Origin of the sequence: Pseudomonas sp. 32_A (assembly GCF_017490905.1) — a bacterium.
Classification (GTDB): Bacteria; Pseudomonadota; Gammaproteobacteria; order Pseudomonadales; family Pseudomonadaceae; genus Aquipseudomonas; species Aquipseudomonas inefficax.
In genome coordinates this window covers 1-23556 of the sequence record NZ_JAFGYI010000061.1, presented here as the reverse complement: position 1 = coordinate 23556, position 23556 = coordinate 1, and the positions used below count along the sequence as shown (strand labels likewise).

The 23556-nt window shown below is 62.3% G+C and carries 15 protein-coding genes, 5 tRNA genes and 1 pseudogene; 12 read left to right on the top strand and 9 right to left on the bottom strand.

Annotated elements, in window-relative coordinates; translation table 11 throughout:
* Positions 1 to 245: 245 nt before the first annotated feature.
* Positions 246 to 1592 carry a class II 3-deoxy-7-phosphoheptulonate synthase gene (locus J5M58_RS24515; protein ID WP_207879921.1) on the bottom strand — a complete coding sequence of 449 codons (1347 nt, stop codon included), beginning with the start codon at positions 1590 to 1592 and terminating at the stop codon, positions 246 to 248.
* Positions 1593 to 1708: 116 nt separating this feature from the next.
* Here J5M58_RS24515 and J5M58_RS24510 point away from each other — a divergent pair, with 116 nt between their 5' ends.
* Positions 1709 to 2464 carry a spermidine synthase gene (locus J5M58_RS24510; RefSeq protein WP_112251856.1) on the top strand — a complete coding sequence of 252 codons (756 nt, stop codon included), beginning with the start codon at positions 1709 to 1711 and terminating at the stop codon, positions 2462 to 2464.
* 378 nt (positions 2465 to 2842) lie between these two features.
* A pseudogene (locus J5M58_RS24505) lies at positions 2843 to 4556 on the top strand (DEAD/DEAH box helicase).
* Between the two features lie 150 nt (positions 4557 to 4706).
* Here J5M58_RS24505 and J5M58_RS24500 read toward each other — a convergent pair.
* Positions 4707 to 5474, bottom strand: a complete 768-nt coding sequence (locus J5M58_RS24500) for a class III extradiol ring-cleavage dioxygenase (RefSeq protein ID WP_207879919.1) — start codon at positions 5472 to 5474, stop codon at positions 4707 to 4709.
* A 101-nt stretch (positions 5475 to 5575) separates the two neighbouring features.
* Here J5M58_RS24500 and J5M58_RS24495 point away from each other — a divergent pair, with 101 nt between their 5' ends.
* On the top strand, positions 5576 to 6226 hold the full coding sequence (locus tag J5M58_RS24495; RefSeq protein WP_112251859.1) for a thiopurine S-methyltransferase: 651 nt from the start codon (positions 5576 to 5578) through the stop codon (positions 6224 to 6226).
* A gap of 168 nt (positions 6227 to 6394) precedes the next feature.
* Here J5M58_RS24495 and htpX read toward each other — a convergent pair whose 3' ends face one another.
* The gene (gene htpX, locus J5M58_RS24490) at positions 6395 to 7282 is read right to left on the bottom strand and encodes a protease HtpX (protein WP_112251860.1); all 888 of its coding nucleotides are present in this window, start codon (positions 7280 to 7282) and stop codon (positions 6395 to 6397) included.
* A 293-nt stretch (positions 7283 to 7575) separates the two neighbouring features.
* Positions 7576 to 8787 (bottom strand): pyridoxal phosphate-dependent aminotransferase, encoded by a 1212-nt coding sequence (locus tag J5M58_RS24485; protein ID WP_112251861.1) that lies wholly within the window; start codon positions 8785 to 8787, stop codon positions 7576 to 7578.
* Between the two features lie 167 nt (positions 8788 to 8954).
* Between J5M58_RS24485 and msrB the strand changes: the two genes are divergently transcribed.
* Both msrB and J5M58_RS24475 read left to right on the top strand, forming a co-directional pair.
* Positions 8955 to 9350 (top strand): peptide-methionine (R)-S-oxide reductase MsrB, encoded by a 396-nt coding sequence (gene msrB / locus J5M58_RS24480; RefSeq protein WP_112251862.1) that lies wholly within the window; start codon positions 8955 to 8957, stop codon positions 9348 to 9350.
* Between the two features lie 13 nt (positions 9351 to 9363).
* Positions 9364 to 9852, top strand: a complete 489-nt coding sequence (locus tag J5M58_RS24475; RefSeq protein ID WP_112251863.1) for a glutathione peroxidase — start codon at positions 9364 to 9366, stop codon at positions 9850 to 9852.
* Here J5M58_RS24475 and J5M58_RS24470 read toward each other — a convergent pair.
* The gene (locus tag J5M58_RS24470; protein WP_207879917.1) at positions 9842 to 12199 is read right to left on the bottom strand and encodes a response regulator; all 2358 of its coding nucleotides are present in this window, start codon (positions 12197 to 12199) and stop codon (positions 9842 to 9844) included. The two genes, J5M58_RS24475 and J5M58_RS24470, sit on opposite strands and share 11 nt — an antisense overlap.
* 202 nt (positions 12200 to 12401) lie before the next feature.
* Here J5M58_RS24470 and J5M58_RS24465 point away from each other — a divergent pair, with 202 nt between their 5' ends.
* Both J5M58_RS24465 and J5M58_RS24460 read left to right on the top strand, forming a co-directional pair.
* Positions 12402 to 13289, top strand: a complete 888-nt coding sequence (locus J5M58_RS24465) for an ATP-binding protein (protein WP_112251865.1) — start codon at positions 12402 to 12404, stop codon at positions 13287 to 13289.
* The gene (locus tag J5M58_RS24460; RefSeq protein ID WP_003260813.1) at positions 13290 to 13772 is read left to right on the top strand and encodes a GAF domain-containing protein; all 483 of its coding nucleotides are present in this window, start codon (positions 13290 to 13292) and stop codon (positions 13770 to 13772) included. It begins immediately after the preceding gene.
* Between the two features lie 126 nt (positions 13773 to 13898).
* Here J5M58_RS24460 and J5M58_RS24455 read toward each other — a convergent pair whose 3' ends face one another.
* A complete protein-coding gene (locus J5M58_RS24455; protein ID WP_207879915.1) occupies positions 13899 to 14666 on the bottom strand; it encodes a hypothetical protein in 768 nt (255 codons plus the stop codon).
* Between the two features lie 377 nt (positions 14667 to 15043).
* On the opposite strand from J5M58_RS24455, the gene J5M58_RS24450 reads away from it, so the two are divergent.
* The 5 genes from J5M58_RS24450 to J5M58_RS24430 all read left to right on the top strand — a co-directional run bounded on the left by J5M58_RS24450 (position 15044) and on the right by J5M58_RS24430 (position 15606).
* Positions 15044 to 15119 (top strand) — tRNA-Glu (locus J5M58_RS24450).
* Between the two features lie 4 nt (positions 15120 to 15123).
* A tRNA-Gly gene (locus tag J5M58_RS24445) sits at positions 15124 to 15199 on the top strand.
* 91 nt (positions 15200 to 15290) lie between these two features.
* Positions 15291 to 15366 (top strand) — tRNA-Glu (locus tag J5M58_RS24440).
* A gap of 3 nt (positions 15367 to 15369) precedes the next feature.
* Positions 15370 to 15445: transfer RNA gene (locus tag J5M58_RS24435), tRNA-Gly, on the top strand.
* Positions 15446 to 15530: 85 nt separating this feature from the next.
* A tRNA-Gly gene (locus J5M58_RS24430) sits at positions 15531 to 15606 on the top strand.
* A 102-nt stretch (positions 15607 to 15708) separates the two neighbouring features.
* On the opposite strand, the gene J5M58_RS24425 is transcribed toward J5M58_RS24430, so the two are convergent.
* From J5M58_RS24425 to J5M58_RS28485, 3 genes are all read right to left on the bottom strand, one after another.
* A complete protein-coding gene (locus tag J5M58_RS24425) occupies positions 15709 to 16791 on the bottom strand; it encodes a fimbrial protein (protein ID WP_112251867.1) in 1083 nt (360 codons plus the stop codon).
* Between the two features lie 29 nt (positions 16792 to 16820).
* Entirely contained in the window at positions 16821 to 19328 is a 2508-nt protein-coding gene (locus tag J5M58_RS24420; protein ID WP_207879913.1) for a fimbria/pilus outer membrane usher protein, read from the bottom strand.
* Between the two features lie 237 nt (positions 19329 to 19565).
* The gene (locus J5M58_RS28485; protein ID WP_207879911.1) at positions 19566 to 23465 is read right to left on the bottom strand and encodes an RHS repeat-associated core domain-containing protein; all 3900 of its coding nucleotides are present in this window, start codon (positions 23463 to 23465) and stop codon (positions 19566 to 19568) included.
* Positions 23466 to 23556 lie beyond the last annotated feature (91 nt).

The window sequence follows — 23556 nt, the reverse complement described above, 5'->3', positions numbered from 1 at the left end:
TGCTCCCGGGAGTACGCGCTGCAGGCCCCATCCATGGGGCCTCAGCGCTTGACGGGCATCCATGCCCGTCACCTCCCTCCGCAGTCCCTTCGCTCGGCCTCCTGAAGTCGCAATCGGCAGCGCCTGAACTATCGCGCGCTTAGAAGCAAGATCAAAAACGAAAAGCGAAAAGCGAAAAGCGAAAAGCGAAAAGCGAAAAGCGAAAAGCGAAAAGCGAAAAGCGAAAAGCGAAAAGCGAAAAGCGCTCAGCGTCGCACCTGCTTGAGGGTTTCGGCGATCAGGAAGGCCAGCTCCAGCGACTGGTCGGCGTTCATGCGCGGGTCGCAGTGGGTGTGATAGCGGTCGGACAGCGCATCTTCGGTGATCGGCCGGGCACCGCCGATGCATTCGGTGACGTTCTGCCCGGTCATCTCGATGTGGATGCCGCCGGCATGGCTGCCCTCGGCCTGGTGCACCTGGAAGAACTGCTTCACCTCGTCCAGGATCTGCGCAAAGTCGCGGGTCTTGTAGCCGCTGCTGGCCTTGATGGTGTTGCCGTGCATCGGGTCGGAACTCCACAGCACCTTGCGCCCTTCGCGCTCGACGGTGCGGATCAGCCCCGGCAGATGGTCGCCAACCTTGCCGGCGCCCATGCGCACGATCAGGTTCAGGCGCCCGGGGTCGTTGGCCGGGTTCAGCGTGTCGATCAGGCGGATCAGTTCTTCAGGGTTCATGCTCGGGCCAACCTTGACCCCGATCGGGTTGTGCACGCCGCGCAGGAACTCCACATGGGCACCGTCCAGCTGGCGGGTGCGGTCGCCGATCCACAGCATGTGCGCCGAGCAGTCGTAGTGATCGCCGGTCAGGCTGTCCTGGCGCACGAAGGCTTCTTCATAGTTCAGCAGCAGTGCTTCGTGGGCAGTGAAGAAATTGGTTTCGCGCAGCTGTGGCGCGCTGTCCAGGCCGCAGGCGCGCATGAATGCCAGGGTTTCGTCGATGCGGTTGGCCAGTTGGTGGTACTTGTCGGCCAGCGCCGAGTTGGCGATGAAGTCCAGGTTCCACTTGTGCACCTGGTGCAGGTCGGCAAACCCGCCCTGGGCGAAGGCGCGCAGCAGGTTGAGGCTGGCGGTGGCCTGGTGGTAGGCCTGCAGCAGGCGCTCCGGGTCGGGAATGCGGCTTTTCGCGTCGAAGCCGATGCCGTTGACGATGTCGCCACGGTAGGCGGGCAGGGTGATGTCGCCGATGGTTTCATCGCCCGCTGAGCGCGGCTTGGCGAACTGCCCGGCCATGCGCCCGACCTTGACCACCGGGCAGCCGGCGGCGAAGGTCATGACAATGGCCATCTGCAGCAGCACCTTGAAGGTGTCGCGGATTTTCGCCGCCGAGAACTCGGCGAAGCTCTCGGCGCAGTCGCCACCCTGCAGCAGGAAGGCGCGGCCTTCGGTGACCTCGGCGAACTGCCGGCGCAACTCGCGTGCCTCGCCCGCGAACACCAGCGGCGGGTAGCTGGCCAGCGTCTGTTCGACCTTCAGCAGGTGCGCGGCATCGGGGTAGGTCGGTTGCTGCTGGATCGGCAGGGCGCGCCAGCTGTCGGGGCTCCACGGTTGGTTCATCTCGGGCTCGGTCTTGTCGGTTGTAGGCTATGGGCCATGGTAACAGTTGGCGCTGCGCTTGTTGCATCGAGGGTGTTGGCGGACAATGCGCGTTTTTGCGCGGGTGGGTGGCAAGCATGACGGCGGAACGGCAAGAGCGGCTACTGGCACGGGTGGAGGACGCCTTTGGCGTCATCAGCGTGTATGAAGTCGACGACTACCGCTTTCTGGAGTTCGGCGATGCGATCGAGCAGAGCTGTGTGTTCACGGCCGACCCCAGCTGGCTGGAATATGACTATACCCGGGCCATGCTGGTGGGCGCGTTGTGCCACGAGCAGCCGGAAAGCGCGCTGTTTCTCGGCCTGGGTGCCGGCACGCTGACCCAGGCCTGCATGAAATTCCTGCCGCTGGACGATATCGAGGCCATCGAGCTGCGCCCGGACGTACCGCGCCTGGCCATGGAGTATCTGGGCCTGGACGACGACCCGCGGCTGTATGTACGCATCGGCGATGCCCTGGAGCTGTTGCCCACGGCCGAGAAGGCCGACCTGCTGTTCGTCGACCTGTACACCGACCATGGGCCGGGGGTGGGCCACCTGGCGTGGAACTTCCTGGAGAACTGCCAGCAGCAGCTGAACCCGGGTGGTTGGCTGGTGATCAACCAGTGGGCCACCGACGACGGCAAGCCGCTGGGCGCGGCGTTGCTGCGCGGGTTGTACCACCGGCATTACTGGGAGCTGCCGGTGAAGGAGGGCAATGTGATCCTGCTGGTGCCGTCGGACCTGGAGCAGACGCTGGACCTGGATGGGCTGAGGGCCCGGGCCGAGGCGCTGGCGCCGCGTCTGGGGTATAGCCTCGAGGGGCTGATCCGCGAGATTCGGCCGGCTACCTGAATACCGCGTCGCCTGATTCGCGGGTAAACCCGCTCCCACAGGGATGTCATGGACCTGAGAGCAACGCTGTACCTGTGGGAGCGGGCGACGCGGTATCGCAGACTGGAATCGTTTCAGCCGCATATTGCTGATGGCCTGATACTGGCCGGACACCCTGAAAATATTCCTCACGTACCCGCACTATTTCGGGTATAGTACGCGCCGGTCTTTTAGCGGACCGCAAAATCAGGTGGTGCAAACCCTCCGAGTCCAGCTTCGGCTGCACGTCCGCTAGGCGGACTTTCCCACGTTTTCTTTTTCAATCGTTTTCGCAAATCCCCGCCGCCAAAGCTGCCTGGGTGACCTGTCGGTCTTTCATGGCTTGTGCAGCTTTGGAGCATGGGTCTTTGCGGATGCACCTAGAGGCAGACCCATGACCCAGGAAACCGGCGGCTTCGCCGCTCTCGATCTCAATCCGAATATTGTTGCTGCCGTTCTGGCGACCGGCTACGAAGAGCCGTCCGCCATTCAGCAACAATCGATCCCGATCATCCTCGCCGGTCACGACATGATCGGCCAGGCGCAGACTGGCACCGGCAAGACCGCTGCCTTTGCCCTGCCGATCCTCAACAAGATCGATGTGAGCAAGCGCGAACCGCAAGCCCTGATCCTGGCGCCAACCCGTGAGTTGGCGCTGCAAGTTGCTACCGCTTTCGAAACCTACGCCAAGCAGATGCCGGGCGTGAACGTGGTCGCCGTCTACGGTGGTGCCCCGATGGGCCCACAGCTGCGTGCGATCCGTAACGGCGCGCAAATCGTCGTGGCCACCCCGGGCCGCCTGTGCGACCACCTGCGTCGTGACGAAAAAGTCCTGTCGACCGTGCAGTACCTGGTACTGGACGAAGCCGACGAGATGCTCAAGCTGGGCTTCATGGACGACCTCGAAGTGATCTTCGATGCCATCCCGGCCAGCCGCCAGACCGTGCTGTTCTCCGCCACCCTGCCGTCGTCGATCCGCTCGATCGCCGAACGCCACCTGCGCGAGCCCAAGCACGTCAAGATCCAGAGCAAGACCCAGACCGTTACCGCGATCGACCAGGCCCACCTGATGGTCCACGCCGACCAGAAGATCCCGGCTGTGCTGCGTCTGCTGGAAGTGGAAGAGTTCGACGCGCTGATCGCCTTCGTGCGTACCAAGCAAGCCACCCTGGACCTGGCCTCCGCGCTGGAAGCCAAGGGTTACAAGGCTGCCGCGCTGAACGGCGACATCGCCCAGAACCAGCGTGAGCGCGTGATCGACTCGCTCAAGGATGGCCGCCTGGACATCGTTGTCGCTACCGACGTCGCTGCCCGTGGCCTGGACGTACCGCGTATCACTCACGTGTTCAACGTCGATATGCCGTACGATCCGGAGTCCTACGTACACCGTATCGGCCGTACCGGCCGTGCCGGTCGCGAAGGCCGTGCACTGCTGCTGGTCACCCCGCGTGAGCGCCGCATGCTGCAGGTGATCGAGCGCGTAACCGGGCAGAAAGTTGCCGAAGCCCGCCTGCCGAATGCCCAGGCCGTGCTGGACGCCCGCATCAAGAAGCTGACCAACAGCCTGGCGCCGCTGGTAGCCGAAGCAGAAGCCACCCACGGCGACCTGTTCGACCGCCTGACCAACGACCTGGGTTGCAGTGCCCGCGCTCTGGCTTCGGCCCTGCTGCGCAAGGCCACCAATGGCCAGGCGCTGGACCTGGCTGCGGTAGAGCGTGAGCAGCCACTGGTGCCGAGCTTCGCCCCGCGTGGTGAGCGTACCGAGCGTGGTGAGCGTGGCGAGCGCCCGGAGCGTGGTGACCGCGAGCGCCGTGCGCCATTGCCGCTGGCTGAAGGCCGCGTGCGTTGCCGCACTGCCCTGGGTGCCCGTGACGGCATCGCTGCCAAGAACCTGCTGGGCGCGATCCTCAACGAAGGTGGCCTGGCCCGTGACGCCATCGGCCGTATCCAGGTGCGTGATAGCTTCAGCCTGGTCGAGCTGCCGGAAGATGGCCTTGAAAAGCTGCTGTCCAAGCTCAAGGACACCCGCGTGGCTGGCAAGCAGCTGAAGCTGCGTCGCTACCGCGAGGATTGATCCTGGCGCAATGAAAAAATCCCCGGCCTTGGCTGGGGATTTTTTTGCCTGTGCCGGCCCTTTCGCGGGTAAACCCGCTCCCACAGCTACAGCGCAAGCCTTAAATCTGTGGAGACCCTGTGGGAGCGGGTTCACCCGCGAAGAGGCCTTTCAGTCGAACCGATAAATGTCCATCCCCAACGCCCCCAGGGTGAATCCTTGGTGCACCACTGCAAACTCACCCCCAGCCCCAAGGGCAAAGAACAGCGGCAGCAAATGCTCATCACTGGGATGGTTACGCACCGCAAACGGTGCCTGTTGCCGATACCCTAGCAACGCTTCCTGATCATCCGCCCTAAGTTTTTCAACCACCCAATCCCTGAACGCCAGCGCCCAAGGCTCGATCACATCCGGCCCGGCATGCCAGTCCAGCTCGCCCAGGTTATGGGTAATACTGCCCGAACCAATCAGCAGCACACCCTCGCCACGCAACTCCGCCAACGCCTTGCCCACCTTGACCTGCAGCGCCGGCCCCATGTGGCTGGGCAGTGAAACCTGCACCACCGGAATACTCGCATCCGGGTACATCAGCGACAGCGGTACCCAGGCGCCATGGTCGAATGGCCGCTGCGCGTCCAGACGGGCTGGCAGCCCGGCAGCCTGTAGCAGTTCACTGATCTGTCCGGCGAGGGTGGGGTCACCGGGCGCCGGGTACTGCACCGCATACAGCGCCGGTGGGAAACCGTAGAAGTCATGCCAGGTCTCTGGCCGTGTATTGCCGGTCACCAGCAGTTCGCGGGTTTCCCAGTGCGCCGACACCACCAAGATCGCTTTCGGCCGGGGCAAGGTGTTGGCCAGCCGTGCCAGCGCCGGCCCGCTGGCGCCGGGTTGCAGGGCAAGCATGGGGGAACCATGGGAAATGAACAGGCTGGGCAGCATGACGGGGTCCTGGCGGTTAAGATGCAATCATCTTCGATCAACCACAGATCGAAATCCAAACCAACTTTTACCGACAAACCATCTAAAAATCGGGAGTGATCATGGAGCCAGCGTTCTGGCAGCAGCGGTGGGCCGACAACCAGATCGGCTTTCACCAGGCGCAGGTGAACCCTTATCTGCAGAAGTATTGGCCAACGCTTGGCCTGGTGCCGGGCAGCCGTGTGCTGGTGCCGTTGTGCGGCAAGAGCCTTGACCTGGCCTGGCTGGCCGGGCAGGGGCATCGCGTGTTGGGCGTAGAGCTGTCGCGGCGTGCGGTTGAGGCATTCTTCCGCGAGCATGGGCTACAGGCCGAGGTGGGGCAGCGGGGGGCTTTCGAGGTTTGGCGCAGCGGTGACGTGGAGCTCTGGTGTGGGGATATCTTTGCGTTGCAGGCAGAGGATATCGGGGACTGCGCGGGGCTTTATGACCGGGCTGCGGTGATTGCCTTGCCGTCGCAGATGCGTGGGGCTTACATGCAGCTGTTGTCGGGTTTGCTGCCGACGAGTTGCCAGGGGGTGGTGGTGACTCTGGATTACGACCAGGCTTTGCTGGGCGGGCCGCCGTTTTCGGTAGGGGATCAAGAGCTGCGGCAGGGGTTTGCCGGCTGGCAGGTGGATGAGCTGGAAGTTGTCGAGGTGATTGAGGAGAGCCCGAAGTTTTTGCAGGCCGGGGTATCGAGTTTGCTGGAGCGGGTTTACCGAGTCAGCCGCTGACAAGTGTGTAGCCTGTACCGGCCCTTTCGCGGGTGAACCCGCTCCCACAGGAACACCACAGGCCTGAAGATTGCGGGATCCCTGTGGGAGCGGGTTTACCCGCGAAGAGGCCGGCACAGGTGTACAAAAAAGGGCGACCGAAGTCGCCCTTTCCGCTTACCAGTTGGATCAACCGCGACGGCGCAGGGCCTCGATACGGTCTTCCAGCGGCGGGTGGCTCATCAGCAGCCCGGCCAGGCCGTGCTTCAGGCCACCATTGATGCCGAACGCCTTCATGGTGTCGGGCATGTGCACCGGCAGGCCTTGCTCCACGCGCAGGCGCTGCAGGGCGCCGATCATCGCCGTGGTACCGGCCAGCTGTGCGCCGGCTTCGTCGGCGCGGTATTCGCGGCGGCGCGAGAACCACATCACGATCATGCTGGCCAGAATGCCCAGGATCAGCTCGGCAACGATGGTCGCCACGTAGTAGGCAATGCCCTGGCCTTCTTCGTTCTTGAAGATCACCTTGTCGACGAAGTTGCCGATGATGCGCGCGAAGAACATCACGAAGGTGTTCACCACGCCCTGCACCAGCGCCAGGGTGACCATGTCGCCGTTGGCCACGTGGCCGATTTCGTGGGCCAGCACTGCGCGCACTTCATCGGGCGAGAAACGCTCCAGCAGGCCCTGGGACACAGCGACCAGTGCGTCGTTGCGGTTCCAGCCGGTGGCGAAGGCGTTGGCTTCGTATGCGGGGAAAATACCCACTTCGGGCATCTTGATGCCTGCTTCACGAGACAGCTCTTCGACCGTTTGCAGCAGCCACTGCTCGTGGCGGGTGCGCGGCTGGCTGATGATCTGGGTGCCGGTGGTCATCTTCGCCATCCACTTGGAGATGAACAGCGAGACGAGGGAGCCGGCAAAACCGAACACGGCGCAGAACACCAGCAGGCTGCTGAGGTTCAGGTCGACCCCGTTGGCGGCCATGAACCCGTTGAAACCGAACAGGCTCAGGGTAATGCTTGCAACCAGCACCACCGCAAGGTTGGTGGCTACAAACAACAGAATGCGCATCATGGTTGTTACGTTCTCCTGACGGATGAATTGTCGCTTACTGCGGGGTATATAAGGTGCCGGCCGTGCCGATTCAATCGGGCGACTATTTCAAACTGTGTACGGCGGAGTATGGCAGAGGATGGCGTGGGGGCTGTGGGATAGAGCGTTGCAGGATGTAAGAAACATCCTGTGGGAATGTTGGGGCCGCTGTGCGGCCCATCGCGACACAAGGCCGCTCCTACAACTGATCGCGTAATCCTGTAGGAGCGGCCTTGTGTCGCGAAAGGGGCGCAAAGCGCCCCCAGGGCCAGCACTTACTGCGAATAACCCTTCAGGAAATTCCCGATCCGGCCAATCGCCGCCTCCAGGTCATCCACCCGCGGCAAGGTAACCACACGGAAGTGGTCCGGCCACGGCCAGTTGAACGCGGTACCCTGAACGATCAGCAGCTTCTCCGACAGCAGCAGGTCAAGGGCGAACTTCTCGTCGTTGAGGATCGGGCACACTTTCGGGTCGATCCGCGGGAATGCATACAGCGCCCCCATCGGCTTCACGCAGCTCACGCCCGGGATGTCGTTCAGCAGCTCGTAGGTGCGATTGCGCTGCTCCAGCAGGCGGCCCGGTGGCAGCACCAGGTCGTTTATGCTCTGGTAGCCGCCCAGCGCGGTCTGGATGGCATGCTGGGCCGGCACGTTGGCGCACAGGCGCATGTTGGCCAGCATGTCGATGCCTTCGATGTAGCTTTGCGCGTGGTGCTTGGGCCCGGAGATGATCAGCCAGCCGGAACGGAAGCCCGCCACCCGGTACGACTTGGACAGGCCGTTGAAGGTCAGGCACAGCAGGTCGGGGGCCAGCGAGGCGGTGCTGATGTGCACGGCTTCGTCGTACAGGATCTTGTCGTAGATCTCGTCGGAGAACACCACCAGGTTGTGCTGGCGGGCCAGTTCCAGCATGCCCAGCAGCAGCTCTTTGGAGTACACCGCGCCGGTCGGGTTGTTCGGGTTGATGATCACCAGGGCCTTGGTGTTCGGGGTGATCTTGGCCTTGATGTCCTCAAGGTCGGGGAACCAGTCGGCCTGCTCGTCGCACAGGTAGTGCACCGGTTTGCCGCCGGCCAGGCTCACGGCGGCGGTCCACAGCGGGTAGTCGGGAGCCGGGATCAGCACTTCGTCGCCGTTGTTGAGCAGTGCCTGCATCGACATGACGATCAGCTCGGACACGCCATTGCCGAGGTAGATGTCCTCGATGGTGACGCCTTCGATGCCTTTTTGCTGGCAGTACTGCATCACTGCCTTGCGCGCGCTGAACAGGCCTTTGGAGTCGCTGTAGCCCTGCGCGGTGGGCAGGTTGCGGATCACATCCTGGAGGATTTCGTCAGGCGCCTCGAAGCCAAACGGCGCCGGGTTGCCGATGTTCAGCTTGAGGATGCGGTGGCCTTCCTCCTCCAGGCGTTTGGCGTGCTTGAGCACTGGGCCGCGAATGTCGTAGCAGACATTGGCGAGCTTGTTCGATTTGCTGAACTGCATGATGGGATCCCGATTGAGAAAACGCGCTACGCCCCGCCGAAAGGTTTGAAAGGGCAGGAAGCGGGTGCCAGACTGAACGCCTGGCACACGAAGCCAACTAATATACGTGCCACCCGCGCCCCGGAAAAGACGGTGCGCAGCGAAATTCAGCCTGCCGAGGTCCCTACATGCAAAAGATCGAGAAAACCCTGGAACAATGGCGGTCGATGCTCGACCCCGAGCAGTACCAGGTGTGCCGCCTCAAAGGCACCGAGCGGCCGTTCAGCGGCAAGTACAATAGCGAGCGCCGCGACGGCATCTACCACTGCATCTGCTGCGGCCTGCCACTGTTCGATGCGCAGACCAAGTTCGATTCCGGCTGCGGCTGGCCGAGCTTCTACGCGCCCATCGAGGACAGCGCGATGATCGAGATCCGCGACACATCCCACGGCATGATCCGCACCGAAGTCACCTGTGCCCGCTGCGATGCGCACCTGGGCCACGTGTTCCCCGATGGCCCGCCACCGACCGGCCTGCGCTACTGCATCAACTCGGTGTGCATCGACCTGCGCCCGCGCGACTGACCGGAGCCCGACCATGGCTGGATCGATACTGGACATCCCCTGCGTGACCCTGGGCGGCGAGCACAAGAAGCTCGGCGACTTCCCCGGCAAGGCGCTGCTGGTGGTCAATACCGCCAGCCAGTGCGGCTTTACCCCGCAGTACAAAGGCCTGGAGCAACTGTGGCAGGCCTATCGCGCACGCGGCCTGGTGGTGCTGGGCTTCCCCTGCAACCAGTTCGGCAAGCAGGAGCCGGGCGATGCGCGGGAAATTGCCCAGTTCTGCGAGCGCAACTTCGGCGTGAGCTTCCCGCTGTTTCGCAAGGTCGAGGTCAACGGCCCCGGCAGCCACCCGCTGTTCGCCGAGCTCAAGCAGCGCGCCCCGGGCATTCTGGGCAGCCAGAAGATCAAGTGGAACTTCACCAAGTTCTTGGTCGACCCGGCCTCTGGCCAGGTAACGCGCTACGCTCCCACCACCAAGCCGCAGGCCCTGGAAGCCGACATCGAGCGCCTACTCAGCCGTTGACGGGTACCCAGTGGTCGACCAGTGCCAGCAGCTCTTCGCGGCGGAACGGTTTGGCCAGGTAGTCGTTCATGCCCGCTGTCCGGCAGCGCTCGCGTTCTTCGGGCATGGCGTTGGCGGTGAGAGCGACGATCGGCAGGTCGGGCCAGCGGCCGCTCTGGCGGATGCGCCGGCTGGCCTCGTAGCCGTCCATCACCGGCATGTTGCAGTCCATCAGCACCAGGTCGAACTCGTCCTGTTCCAGTAGCTCCAGGGCCTCGGCGCCCTGGGTGGCCAGCTGCACCTGGCAGCCGAGCTTGGCCAGCATGCCCTTTGCCACCAGCTGGTTCACCGGGTTGTCCTCCACCAGCAGGATGCGCGCGCGGCCTTGCTCCAGGGTGATGGCAGGGGTGGCCAGCGGGTGTTCGGGCTCGTGGCCCTGCAAGGTGCGGCGCAGGGTCTGGTACAGGGCGTTGCGCGACAGCGGCCGGGCCAGTTGGTGCAGGGGGGCGAGGGCGACCGACTGTTCGCTGGGCAGGAAGTTGCCGTAGGCAGTCACCAGCAAGATCGGTGTCTTCAGCGCCGGGCGCAGTTCGAACAGTTGGTCCAGGCTGTCGGTGATCAGCAGGTCGATGGCCGAGGCGTCCAGCCCCGCGCTGCTGTCATGGCGCTGGTAGGCAAGGCCCCAGGCGGGCAGCAGGTCCTGCAACAGTTCATCGAGCCCGCTGCCGGCTGCGTTCAGCGCAGCCACATGCCCGTGCAACGGTGCTGGCGGGATGGCCTCGGTGTGCACGGGCAGCGGTAGCTCGGCGGTGAAGCGGCTGCCGAAGCCCGGGTCGGACTTGATATGCAGGTGGCCCTGCATGGCCTTGCACAGGTTGCGCGTCAGCGCCAGGCCCAGGCCGGTACCGCCGTACTGGCGGGTAATGCCGGCACCGGCCTGGGTGAACGGCTGGAAGATCCGCGCCTGGGCTTCTTCGGGGATGCCGATACCCGTGTCGCGCACTTCCAGGCGCACACCGCCGACAATGGTCGTCAGCCGTACATCCACGCGGCCGAAGCGGGTGAATTTGAGGGCGTTGGACAGCAGGTTGCTGACGATCTGCCGTACCCGTGTGGGGTCGCCAAGCACGCTGCTGGGGAAGTCGCGGCCGATCAGGCAGGTCAGCTCCACGCTTTGCGCGGTGTTCTGTGACAGCAGGTTGGCGGTGTCCTCGACCATCGAGCCCATGTCGAACGGAATGCGTTCAAGCTCCAGCTGGCCGGCATCGAACTTGGACAGGTCGAGAATATCGTTGAGCAACTCCACCAGCACCTTGCCCGAGTCATGGGCAATCGCCAGCTGTTGGCGTTGCTCGCTGGGCAGCGGGCTGTCCAGGGCAAGGGCGATCATGCCGAGCATGCCGTTGAGCGGGGTACGGATTTCGTGGCTCATGTTGGCGAGGAAGGCGGCGCGCGCCTGGGCCATGTCCAGCGCCCGGCGGCGGGCTTCTTCCAGCTCCTGGTTGGACAGGCTCAGGCTGCTGTTGCTGGCCTTCAGTTCGTTGGTGCGTGCCGAGACGATATCTTCCAGCTCGTTGAGGTACTGGGTCAGGCGGTTTTCTGCGGTGCGCCGCTGCTCGATCTCGGTGGCCATGCTGACAAACTGCTGGTTGGCGACCCTCACCAGTACGCCGATCTCGTCGTGTTCGTGGCCATGCGGGCAGGCCACGCGGGTTTGCCGGGGCTTGCGCGGGTCACTGCCACTGAGCGCGCCGATCACCGTCACCAGCGGCTTGGTCAGCATCATGTAGAACAGCGCCAGGAGGATGCCGGTCAGCACCAGGCTGCGGGCGAAACCGTTGAGCAGGGTGATGCCGGCACGGTCGAGAAAGCGGCTGCCGAAGGCATAGGTGTCTACCTCCAGGTACAGGGTGCCAAGGTATTCCTCGGGCATGTGGGTCAGGTACAGGCGTTCCCTGAACTGGCGCTGCTCGCCGAACAGGAAGTCGCTGAGCGGCCGGTAGCGGTCCTCCAGGCGCGGCCGTTCGACGTCGGCCAGCACTGTTTCGTTGTTATCGATCAGCCGCGCACGGACGATCGCTGGTGACTGCAGCAGGCCGCGGGTCAGCTCCAGGGCCAATTCCGAGTCGATGTTGTAGGCGATGCGCGAGGCCGGGTTGTGGCTGATTTGCAGCAAGGCACGCACTTCACGGTTGATGGACGCGTCTTCGCTGGCATAATCGATGCCGATCTGGATGAGACTGAGCAATGTTCCCAGGATGAAGCCGACCAGGACTGTCAACCGGGCTTGCTTGTATGACAGGCGATTGGTGAACTTGATATCCATGTGTCCCGAGCCGGTTTCACGTCCCTTGCGCTGCGCAAGCATAGCCGATCAACCCCGGCTACTGGTGGGTCTGTCGCACATTCAGCCTTGATTGCTCAATTGCTGGTGCCGGCCTCTTCGCGGGTGAACCCGCTCCCACACGTACTGCAACGCCCTCAGGCCTGGTGCGAGCCCTGTGGGAGCGGGTTCACCCGCGAAGAGGCCGGCACAGCAGCCTAGAATCCAAAAATTTGCAGGAGTTTTCATGGACGCCCGCTTGATTGCTTTCCTGGACCGCGCCGAATCGGTACTGGCCCGCCTCGAACCCCTGTTGCCGGCCCAGCGCCCGGACATCGACTGGGCCACCACCCTGGCCGCGCGCTGGCAGCGCGATGGCCGCAGCGGCTACCTGCTGCCGCTGGAAGTCAGCCTGGATATCCGCCTCAGCGACCTGATCGGCGTCGACCAGCAGCGTGACCAGCTCGGCCGCAACACCCATCAGTTCATCAACGGCATGCCGGCCAACCATGCACTGCTGTGGGGCTCGCGTGGCACCGGCAAGTCGTCGCTGGTCCGCGCCCTGCTGGCCGAGCACGCAGGTGCCGGCCTGCGCCTGATCGAAATCGAGCGCGACCACCTGGCCGACCTGCCGCGTGTGGTCGAGCAGCTGCAGAAGTTGCCGCAGCGCTTCATCCTGTTCTGCGATGACCTCTCGTTCGAAGCCGGGGAGGGCGACTACCGGGTGCTCAAGAGCGTGCTCGACGGCTCGCTCGAGCAGGCTCCGGACAACGTGCTGTTGTACGCCACCTCCAACCGCCGCCACCTGGTGCCGGAGAAGGAGAGCGACAACGAAAACTGGAAGCGCGTTGACGGCGAGCTGCACCCCAGCGAAGCGGTGGAGGACAAGATTGCCCTGTCCGACCGTTTTGGCCTGTGGCTGTCGTTCTACCCCTTTACCCAGGAGCATTTCCTGAACGTGGTCGAGCACTGGATCGGCCAGCTCGCGCAAACTGCCGGCCTGGCCTGGCAGCGCAGCGAAGAACTCGACATCCTCGCCGTGCGCTGGGCCACCGGCCGCGGTAACCGTAATGGCCGTTGTGCCTATCAGTTCGCCCGCTACTGGGTCGGGCTGCAATTGCTGGAGCAAAAGTAAATGATCGACCTCAATGCCAGTGGCGCCGGCCTCGACGGCTACAACCTGCTGGCGGCGCAAGTGCAGGCGCTGTTTGCCGACGAGCGTGACTTCATCGCCAATGCCGCGCAGTTTTCGGCATTCCTTTATAACCAGGTGGACGACCTGAACTGGGCCGGGTTCTACCTCAATCGCAACGAAGAACTGGTGCTGGGCCCGTTCCAGGGTCAGGTGGCGTGCGTGCGGATCCCGTTCAGCAAGGGCGTGTGCGGAGCAGCTGCGGCCACCCGGCAGACCCAGCGGGTAGAGGATGTGCATGCGTTCCCTGGGCACATTGCCTGTGACAGTGCGTCCAACAGCGAGCTGGTGATCCCGCTGGTGAAGGAGGGCAGGTTGATTGGTGTGCTGGACCTGGACAGCCCGAAACTTGGGCGGTTCAGTGAGGCGGATCAGGTAGGGCTGGAGCGGTTGGCGGCGATTTTTCTGGAGCTGACCGACTGCTGATGGTCGTTGCCTGTACCGGCCCTTCGCGGCTAAAGCCGCTCCCACAAGGATGGCATCAAGCTTGGGGGCGATGCGCTCCCTGTGGGAGCGGCTTTAGCCGCGAAGAGGCCGGTACAGGTTAAAGCATCAGTCGTACATCACTTTCTTCTTCCAGGTCTCTTCCTCATCGGTCTTGAGCCCCTGGGTCAGTTCATTCTGCTCATCCTCCGCCGGGGCCATGCGGTCCAGCACCTGGGCATTGGCCCGGGCCAGCAGCTTCTCCAGGTAGGTCAGCTGCTCTTCATACACCTTGGGCTCCGGCTGCTTGCGCAGGTACTGCACGCCGCGTTCGAAAGCCAGGCGCGCCTGGCCTGGCTGGTTCTTCTGCAGGGCCTGCTGGCCGAGGTTGTTGAAGAACTCGATATGCAGCAGCACCAGGATATGGCGGATTTCCTTGACCCATTGCTTGGCCTCGGGCGTGGGCAGGAAGCCCTCCTGGGCGGCGCGAGTCACCTGGTTGTGCAAAGCCTCCAGCAGGAAGCGCACATCCTTGGCCTTGATCTCGGTCTGGATCGGGTTGGGCGGGTTGTTCACCGGAATCTGCCCGCCTAGGGCAATCAGCGCCTCCAGTTCGGCAATACGCGCCTTGAATCCGGCGTTGTGCTTGTCCATCGCCAGTTGACGCTGGTTCAGGTTGAGCTCCAGGCGGGTCAGCAGCAGCTTCAGCGCCGGGGTCATGAACTGGCCGGGGAAGGTCTCGGTGATTTCGCCACAACGGCGCAGGCGGTCGGCCAGCTCGACCTTCATCCGGGCGCGTTCGAGCTTGCCGTTCTCGACCACATTGTTGAGGTAGCCGATCACGATCAGCAACGCGATGCCCGCCACGATGAGCAGGGTGATCAGAAGTGGTGTCACCGTTAATGCCTCATTGAAGAAGAATTACACCCTTGAGTGTAGTGAGTTCGCCTGGAGACGAACAGCGGCTACATGCCTGCACTGGCCACTTCGCGGCTGAAGCCGCTCCCACAGGTACATCACAGGCCTCAAGTGCAGTGATGTACCTGTGGGAGCGGCTTCAGCCGCGAAGTGGCCGGTACAGGCACCCCTCCATCTATATCGGCACACCGGCCCGCAACTGCACCCCAACCCACCCGGAAGTCATTGATTTAAATAAATTTCTACAAAGGGGTTGACGCCTGTACCAACCATCCATAGAATGCGCGCCACTTGCAGCGTAAAGCACACAGCGAAACGCCGCAGGGAGTGAAAGCAGGCAGTAATGCCAGCAGCGTGTCCCCTTCGTCTAGTGGCCTAGGACACCGCCCTTTCACGGCGGTAACAGGGGTTCGAGTCCCCTAGGGGACGCCAAATTGCGGGAATAGCTCAGTTGGTAGAGCACGACCTTGCCAAGGTCGGGGTCGCGAGTTCGAGTCTCGTTTCCCGCTCCAGTTTCTCCGGCAACGCCTGACGGCGGGGCAGGAAAAGAAAATCCAGACTGAATCGTGAGGTTCAAACCTGGTGCACTGAAAAGTGTCGTGTGTCCCCTTCGTCTAGTGGCCTAGGACACCGCCCTTTCACGGCGGTAACAGGGGTTCGAGTCCCCTAGGGGACGCCAAATGCGGGAATAGCTCAGTTGGTAGAGCACGACCTTGCCAAGGTCGGGGTCGCGAGTTCGAGTCTCGTTTCCCGCTCCAGTTTAAATACTGTGGCGTCTATGCGGTGCAGTGGTGGTGAAGGTCTTCAAGGCGCTTCACGCCGATAGTGGTAAAGCTTCAAAATGCGGGAATAGCTCAGTTGGTAGAGCACGACCTTGCCAAGGTCGGGGTCGCGAGTTCGAGTCTCGTTTCCCGCTCCAAACATGTAACGCAAAAAGGGACCCTAAGGTCCCTTTTTGCGTTACATGTTTAAATTTCGCAAGCCCCCCAGTGGGCGCGTCCTGCGCCCCTGGCATAGGGCATCAGCGATAGCTGATGGTGAACTTCAGTGCCCCGCTGGCGGGCCCTGCCGTAACCGTTGGGCCATTCTGGTAGTAACGTGCCTTGAAATCCAGGCGTGTGTCGCCGATCGTCAGCCAGGTTACCGGCTCGTCTTGTTCAAGCGTCATGGGTGAGCTGTCACTGCGCAGTAGCTGGATGGCAATGCCTTGCGCCGGAGAGCTGTCATTGAGGCTGAATAACCCGAGGCTGGGGTCGATCACACTTGAACCCAGTGCGCCTTCCAGACGAATGTGCGCACGCGCCACGCTGCCTGCCGGGTCATCCTCGCAGTCGCTCAATGTGATGTGGAAGTTGACCGGCGGCGAAGTATCACCAGGCGTGGAGAAGATGGCGGCATCGTGGGGGCCCAAGCTAACCGGGTTGTCGCTCACCGCATCGGCTTTGAGCGTGCATTGCGCCTGGTTCACGCCTGCTCCCACGCTCAACTGAAGCGCCGGACCGAGGTCGGTGATGGTGCCTGTTGCAACTCGTGTGTTGAAGTGAGTGCGGCCTGCCGGTATGGGGCCAGTCTTGATCAGGTAGTAATCGGCATTCAGGTCGTTTATCAGTAGCGGTGATGGCGAGATGTTTACCGTATTGTGGCCTTCATAGGGTACGGCTGGATGACCGTCGACGGGTCGAAAGCCGTTGTTGGCCCCGGTATAGGGGTGCCTGAGGCGGATGTACAGGCCGACCCCCGTAATGCCGGTTTCCAGTACTTTACCGGTGACGTCCCAGCCGTTAACGGGCGGTAGCGGTTTGCCATGCACCGGTACAGTGGCAGGCATGAGGAATGTCAGTACGCTGCTGCCGTCGTTGTCGCAGCGGATTTCCCGATTCGAGGGGTCCTTTGAAACCAAGCGCTGGACGGAGCCGATGACGGTGCCGAGCTCGGCATCCCTGGGCACCCAGAATTCGCCCAGGTTGACGCTGTGGCCGACCGTGCCGCTCGCCCCTTGCCAGGTGCAACCTGGAATGGCGTGGGCCTGCGGTAGGTTGATTAGCTGTGTGCCAAGGGCCAGGCCCAGGGCAAACAAGCTTGGCAGGTATCGTTGAGGTCGCATGAATAGGTTCCGTTGTTGGGCAGAAGTCATCAGGCTTCAGTGGCGGGGCAGGTCAGGGTTTGAAAGTAGAAGCCCTGCTGCTGACGCATGCTGGCGGGCTTGATCGATAGCTGACATTGCTCGGCCAGTTGCTCGCCCCATCGCACCTTCAGCACCTGACTGGTTGCTTCGGTAGCCACCAGCGCTTGGCCGCCTTGTCCCACCACCGCCAGCGTCTTGCCCTGGGTATCCTGGACCTGAGTACCGAAAGGCAATGGTTTACCCTCGGTGTTCAGCAGGGTCAGTACCAGGCGCGCAACACGACGTGCGGCGAACGTGCGCTGCACGATTGCGCCTCGTCTCGGTATGGCCTGGGCTGTGCCGTTGTCGATTTCCACATCCGGTTCGAGCTGGTCGGTGGTGAGTGTCAGGCGGTTGATCCGATAGGGCTGCAGGTGCGGTGCAAGGGCATAACCCTTGGCGTTTGTGCGCGCAGCTGTCGCGTTTTCCATGCCGGCGCCGGGGGTGTCGGGTACATGGATCAGCGCGTTGGTCTCGCCGAAACTGGGGCTGAACACCAAGCCATCGCCGTGCACCAGCGCGGAGCCGCTGGCGTTGACCGACAAATTGCGGTAGTCGTTGCCTTCAAAATAGCCGGCACCAAAGTTGACGTGCGGAGTCAGGTAGCCGGCCGATAGCTCGGCACTCTTGTTCTGCTGGCCATCATTGGCCAGAGCTGCCTGATAATTGAGGCGGTTGTCCAATGCACCGCCACTGAGGCTGGCGCGCTGGCTGAAACGCCCAGCCTGTTGCTGGGTGTCCAAGGTGACGCTGCTGCCCAGGCCGAAGTCCAGAGGGAAGGACAGACTGAGGCCGAGAATGCGGTCGTTGTCGTGGGTCTTGTTGAGTGACTGCGAGGCGAACAGGCTGTAGTTGATGCCTTTGTGATGCGTGTTGAAGTAGAACTGGTATTGACGGCGCTGGCGCTGGGTTTGCCAGTAGTCATCCTGGCTCAGGTTGAAGCTGAGCGAGCTGCTGCGGCCCAGTTGCTGGTAGATCGATGCTTCCAGGCGGCTGCGGCGGCTGCCTGGCCAGTGCTGGTCGTTGTTCCGTTGCGCCACGGCTTCGTCAAAGTCGCGAAAGCCCTCGGTGGAGTAGCGATAGCCGGCAAAGCGCAGGTGTGTACGGGTAGGAAACGCCTTGCCATAACGGGCAGCGTAACTGTTGCCGCTGACCTGGCCAAGTGCTGTGCCCAGGTCGCTGCGGGCATGGGTGACATCGAACGACAATGCGCCGGCCGCGCCAAAGTCCTTGCCTAGCCCCAAGGCGTTGGCGCTGTAGTCGTCGCTGGTCAACATGCCACCATACAGGGTGCTGCTCCAGCCGATACCACGGGCAAGGGTGCCCTGCAGCAGCTGGGGTGTTTCGTCACCGTTGGCGGTGTTGTAGCGCCCGGCCGCGAGGTTGTAGCGCCAGATGCCATCGCGCAGCAGGTTGGTCAGGGTCGAGTAGGGCTGGGTGAAGCGGCGTACCTGGCCGTCGGCCTCGGTCAGCACCACTTCCAGTTCGCCGCTGCCGCCACCGACACTGAGGTCGTCGATTTCATAGGGACCGGCGGCGACGTAGGTGCTGTAGATGGGGAAGCCGTTCTGCAGTATCTCGAGTTTGGCGCGGCTCTGGGCCACGCCGCGTATTACCGGGGCATAGCTTTGCAGGGTATCTGGCAGCATGCCCAGGTCGGAGGCCAGTTGCAGGCCTTTGATGGGTTGGCTGCGAAACACCTCGCCACCGCTGTAGGTTTCGCCCAGGGTCAATGTGCCCCAAGTGGCGGGCAGGTCGGTCTGGGCATAGGTATTGCTGTGGCGCCAGCGACGGTGCCCTTGGCCATCCTCGCGCAGGCTCTGGCTGCTGCGCAGGCGCCAGCCGGCCAGGTTCAGGCCGCTGTTGAGCAGCAGGTCGTGTTGGCTGCGGCTGCGCCCGTCGCGCTGGCTGCTGTGCATGGCCGAGGCTTGGTAATTGACGAATGCAGCATTTATACCGTGCTCCCACTGGTCCGGGGCGACGGTGCCGGCCTTGTCGCGTTGCAGCGCTGCCTGGGGAATGGACAGGTCGAGGCGCAGGCGGCTCGAATCGAACTCCACCTGGGCACCCTCCACCAGGGCGGGCAGGTCGATGCACGGTGCCTTGGCCAGTTCCGGTTTAGCCAGGCTGCGTTCGCGCAGCCCAAGGCTGAACAGCAGCCCTGGGGCCAGGCATGGGTTCAGTGTTGGCTGGCCTTGGCGTTGCTGGAATTCGATGTCGTGTTCGCCAGCGGGGGCCAGGTTGACGCGGACCTCCACGTGATATCGCCCGGGGGCCAAGCGTTGCTCGTTTGCCAGGGCACGCAGGGCGGGGTCGGCGCTGCCGGGGGCGTGGCCGCTGGACTGGTGCAGGAAGCCGGATTGGAATTGCAGCGGGGGTTCGTTGGCCAGTGCCAGGCAGGCAGGCGCTGCCAGGTAACTGCCACCGAGGGCGAGCAAGGGCGTGATGCCTCGCCAGCGCTGGGGGAGAGGGCACATAGGAAATCTCGGTTATCTACTCGGTGGCGGGCCACCGCGCGCAGGTGTTGGCTCAACTCCGGTGCCGGGAGGGCCGAGGGATATGAGCGGTGAGCGCGTGAGATTAAGGAGAAGGTTGAGGAGGGGATGTAGGAGATATCTGGAGGCTTGTACGATATCTCGATATGTCAGGGGGGAGGGGCAGCATCAGGAATCAACCACCCTCGCCGGGCAGCGAGGGTGGTTGGTCATGGTGCTTTAATTGCTCCCACGTATGAACATGAGGGGATCAATTTGAGGTCTACCGCCACTTGGAAACATGGCTGCCTCGTTTGCCTTGGGGAATTTTTGAGCGGCTGCTGGGGGGGTCTCGGGGATGGTTGCGGGCGTCCTATTGGCTATTTGCTTACGTACTTCACGTCTGATTCGGGTGTTGACATATTCGTAGTCGAACTGGGCATCCCGACCAGGCTGTCCATCCCGACCATTGGTTCCATCCCGACCATTGGTTCCATCCCGACCATTGGTTCCATCCCGACCAGGCTGTCCATCCCGACCATCGATTCCATCCCGACCAGGTTGTCCCTGCCCCCCATTCGGCTGCGACGCTGGCCCATACCGCCTCACCGCGAACACATTGCCTATTTGAGCGAAACGGTCAGTGTTTTTAGTAGCGAAAGCTGCAATATCCCGAGTCAAGCTTGCCCCGCCATAAAACCCTGCAGCCCCTGCCAAGGCACCCCCTACGGCACTCAGCGCACCGCCAATCGCCATCAGCGTGTTGCCCTTGTTCGGATCGTCCTCCAGGATCCCTGCAACCTGAACACCCAGGCCGGCAACCGCCATTGCGCTGCCGACACTACCCGCCACCAGCCATGCGGTAGTTTTGGCGCTCAGGGCGATCCCGGCCGCTACTGCACTGGCTGCACCGGCCGCGAACACCCCGAACGAGGCCACGGCAAGGAGGGCGAAAGCTGCTGTTACGCCAAGCGTGATCCAGGCACTTGTCTTGCTCGGTTTCTTGCGGATGCTTGCCGCTTGGTCGGGAGGCGCCATGGGGCTGGCGGCATGCCCGGTAGGGTCACGCCACATGACCGGGTTGCCCTTGCAGTACAGGTACGGGTTGATGCCGACGTCTTCCGGGTCAAGCGTATCAGGGCTGTGGAAGCGCATCAGGCCAGGGTTGTAGGCCCGATAGCCACGACCCAGCAGGTACCAGCCCATGGCCCGTTCGCGGGCTTCACCGTTGAAGGCCAGCAGCCCGGTCAAAGCAAGTGACTCCGGGGTTTCGCCGAACGCGGTGTATTGGGCATTCTCCACGTCACCCTTTGCGCTTTCGGCGATCACGCTATTCGCCATGTCGGTCCAGAACAGGCGCGGCGAGGCAGGGGCTTTGCCGTGTTGCAGGCCCAGTGGGCGTTCGCCATCGTGCAGGTAGTAGAGGTCAGTCGCGCCTGCCTGGGTACAGACCAGTCGGTTGCCCTGGTAGCGCCGCAGTATTTCATCCGCGTCGGTCGCTTTCACGCCGATCAGGTGGCCATGGCCATCGTAGCGGTAGGTCAGCAGCGTCTGCTTGTCGTCCTGACTGCGCACTTCCTGCAAGCGGCCAGATTCGTCATAACGCAGCCTATGCCCCCACTCATCATTGAGCATGTTGCCATCATCGTCGTAGGCGAAATCCATTGAAGGCAGGTAGTCGGCATGGGTGTGGGTGGCGTTCTTCAACTGGAACCCTTCGCAGTTGAAGTAAGCCTTGTCCGCATCGCCGTCAGCGAAGTCGGTACGGTTGTAAATCAGGTTGTCGAGGTCGTCGAATACATAGGACTGTGCCCTGATCTGCCTGCCTTTGGCATTGCGCGGGTAGTCACCCGTTTCGCTTTCGCAGACATATCCGATGAGCCGGTCGAGGGGATCATAGCTGAAGATCTCCTGCAGCAACTGCTGGTCCCCACGCCAAAGAGACCTGCTGTGCAGCATGCCGTCGTCGCGCCAGCGTTGCCTGATGATCTTCAGTTCGCCGGGCGTTTCACCCTTGAACAGCGTCAGGATGCGGGTTTCTTCCCGGCCGCGGCTGTCATACTGTTGCTCGCACTGCAGGGTGTAGTCGCTGTCAAGGTCGCGCGTGTGGGTAAATTGCACTTGGCCATTGTTGTTGTAGCTGAAGTCGGCGCGCAGCCGGCCCTGGGTGGTCCATTCAAGGCGTCCATGCGCGTCATAGCCGTGGCGCGTCTGCATGCCATTGCTGTCGTCCAGTGCGAAGGTGCGGCCTTGTAGCGAATTGCGGTAGTCGCGGTGGTAGGTGTCCGGCGACTGGACGTCCGTCCATTCCTCGCGGAGCAGGTAGCCTTGGTCTGTGTAATCGTATTTACGCTTGCCTTGCTCGTTATCGGCGTTGTTGAGCGCGGCACTGGTGGGGTCGAAGGTGAATGAGCTGCGCTTCCCACCCGCAGTGACGGCGCTTGGTGTGCTGGTCAGGTCCAGCAAGTACTCGTAGTTGAATGTCCGCAGTTTGCTCGTGCGCCGGGAAGGCACCATCTGGTCATTTTTTTCGCCATAGCTGTAATGCTCGGTGCGCGGCCCTGCCACCAGGCTCTTCAGGCGGCTGAGGTCGTCGTATTGGCGCAGGCAGACTACCGTGCCTTGCTTGTCACCTGCGGAGTGCAGGCGCAGTTCCTCGGTCAACTCCTCGGCGCAATGGGCGGCAAATTTGCGACTGAGTGCAGTCTGGTTCGGCCGTATGGTTTTGGTTACACGGTTATAGGCGTCATATTCAAAGCGTGTGATGCGCAGCAACTCGGCCTTGCTGTCAGGTTCACGTACCCGGCTCTCCTCGCGAGTGCAGCGGCCACTGCCGTCATAGTAGTAGTCATAGCGATCGAGCGTTTCATTGGCTGGCCCCAGGTTCTTCACCTGTATGGGTTTGTTGAACAGGTTTCCTTTGTGGACCTGGTGATTGAACCGTACATCGGGGGTGTCTGGGTTGGTCTCCCAGGTGGCGGTGAAGTCGTAAAGGTAACGTTCCTCGTCATTGACCTTGCTCAATGGGCGATAGGCACTGTGCAGGCAAGTCTTGTCAGGATATGTGGTCTTGGTCAGCTCGCCCCAGGGACCATAACTGAACAGGGTGGTCATGGACAATTGCTGGCCTTCAAACCCATCACCATGGTCGAAGGAGGTTTCCTCGACCAGTTGGCCCAGGCCGTTGTACCTGGCCAGGTAGGTTTGCATCTCGGGTAGGCGCAGGGTCGGGTCCTGCGGGTCGCTGATTTCGCGCCATTGTTCCACGACCTGGTTGGCGCCATTGAACACCGTGCGAATGACCACCCCCTTGGCATCCTCGGTGGTCTGAGTCAAACGTTCGCCGGCAGATCTTGCCAACTGGTAGCTAAAACTGCGCACTGCCTTGTTGCCTGTGGGTGACACGATTGCCTGCGTCTGGCGGTTCAGGTCGTCATATTCATAGATTGTCTGTGTACCGTGCAGGTCTTCACTTGAAACGACAGCGCCGGACACAGCAGACAGGTAACGTGTAACTTTACGTTCGTTAAGCTCGAAACCTTTGATTGTCTCAGTGACGCCGTAATCGGCGTACGGCTTCCTTGCATCGCGTGGCAGGTAGGTCCAATCCGTGCGCGTGGTCATCTGCTTTAGCAGGTTGCGCAAGGTGCCCGCAGGTGCGTCGATTGGGTAAAACGTTTGTTCTTCGTAGGCCTGGCGACCATACAGGTAGGGCGAATTCTCGTCCTTGTAGATGTCCTTGTTGAGGGTGTACAGCAGGCGTTCACCCTCGCTGATCTGTTCATGCAACGTCTGTTGTGTCAGCACAAGCCATTGATCGGTAACGCCATGAGGGCGTGTCGCGTCGGGCAGCGCATTGTACAACGTATAGGTGTATCGCTCGATCAGTACCGGGGCAGTGCTTTCCAGTCCCGGCTTTTTGCTAGGCGTGGTGGTGGTCGACTTGAGGCTGCGCTGGAACCCTTGCGGGTCCGGTGGGCAACCGTCCTCACCGTCCTTGTCGTAGTAGGCGTAGGTGGTGACGATGCCGTTGGGCTGTTCCTCGAAGATCAGGTTGCCATGTTCGGGATCGTACAGGGTGGTGGTGATTTCTTCACGCAGGGAGGTGCTGTCGCTTTCCAGCCGCCAGCGCTGGGTCACGGTGTAGGGCTGCTGGAAGTTGTTCAGCTGATACTCGAAACCGACGTTCGGGATTTCGTGGTAAACCGTCTCGGTTTCCTGGATATGCCAG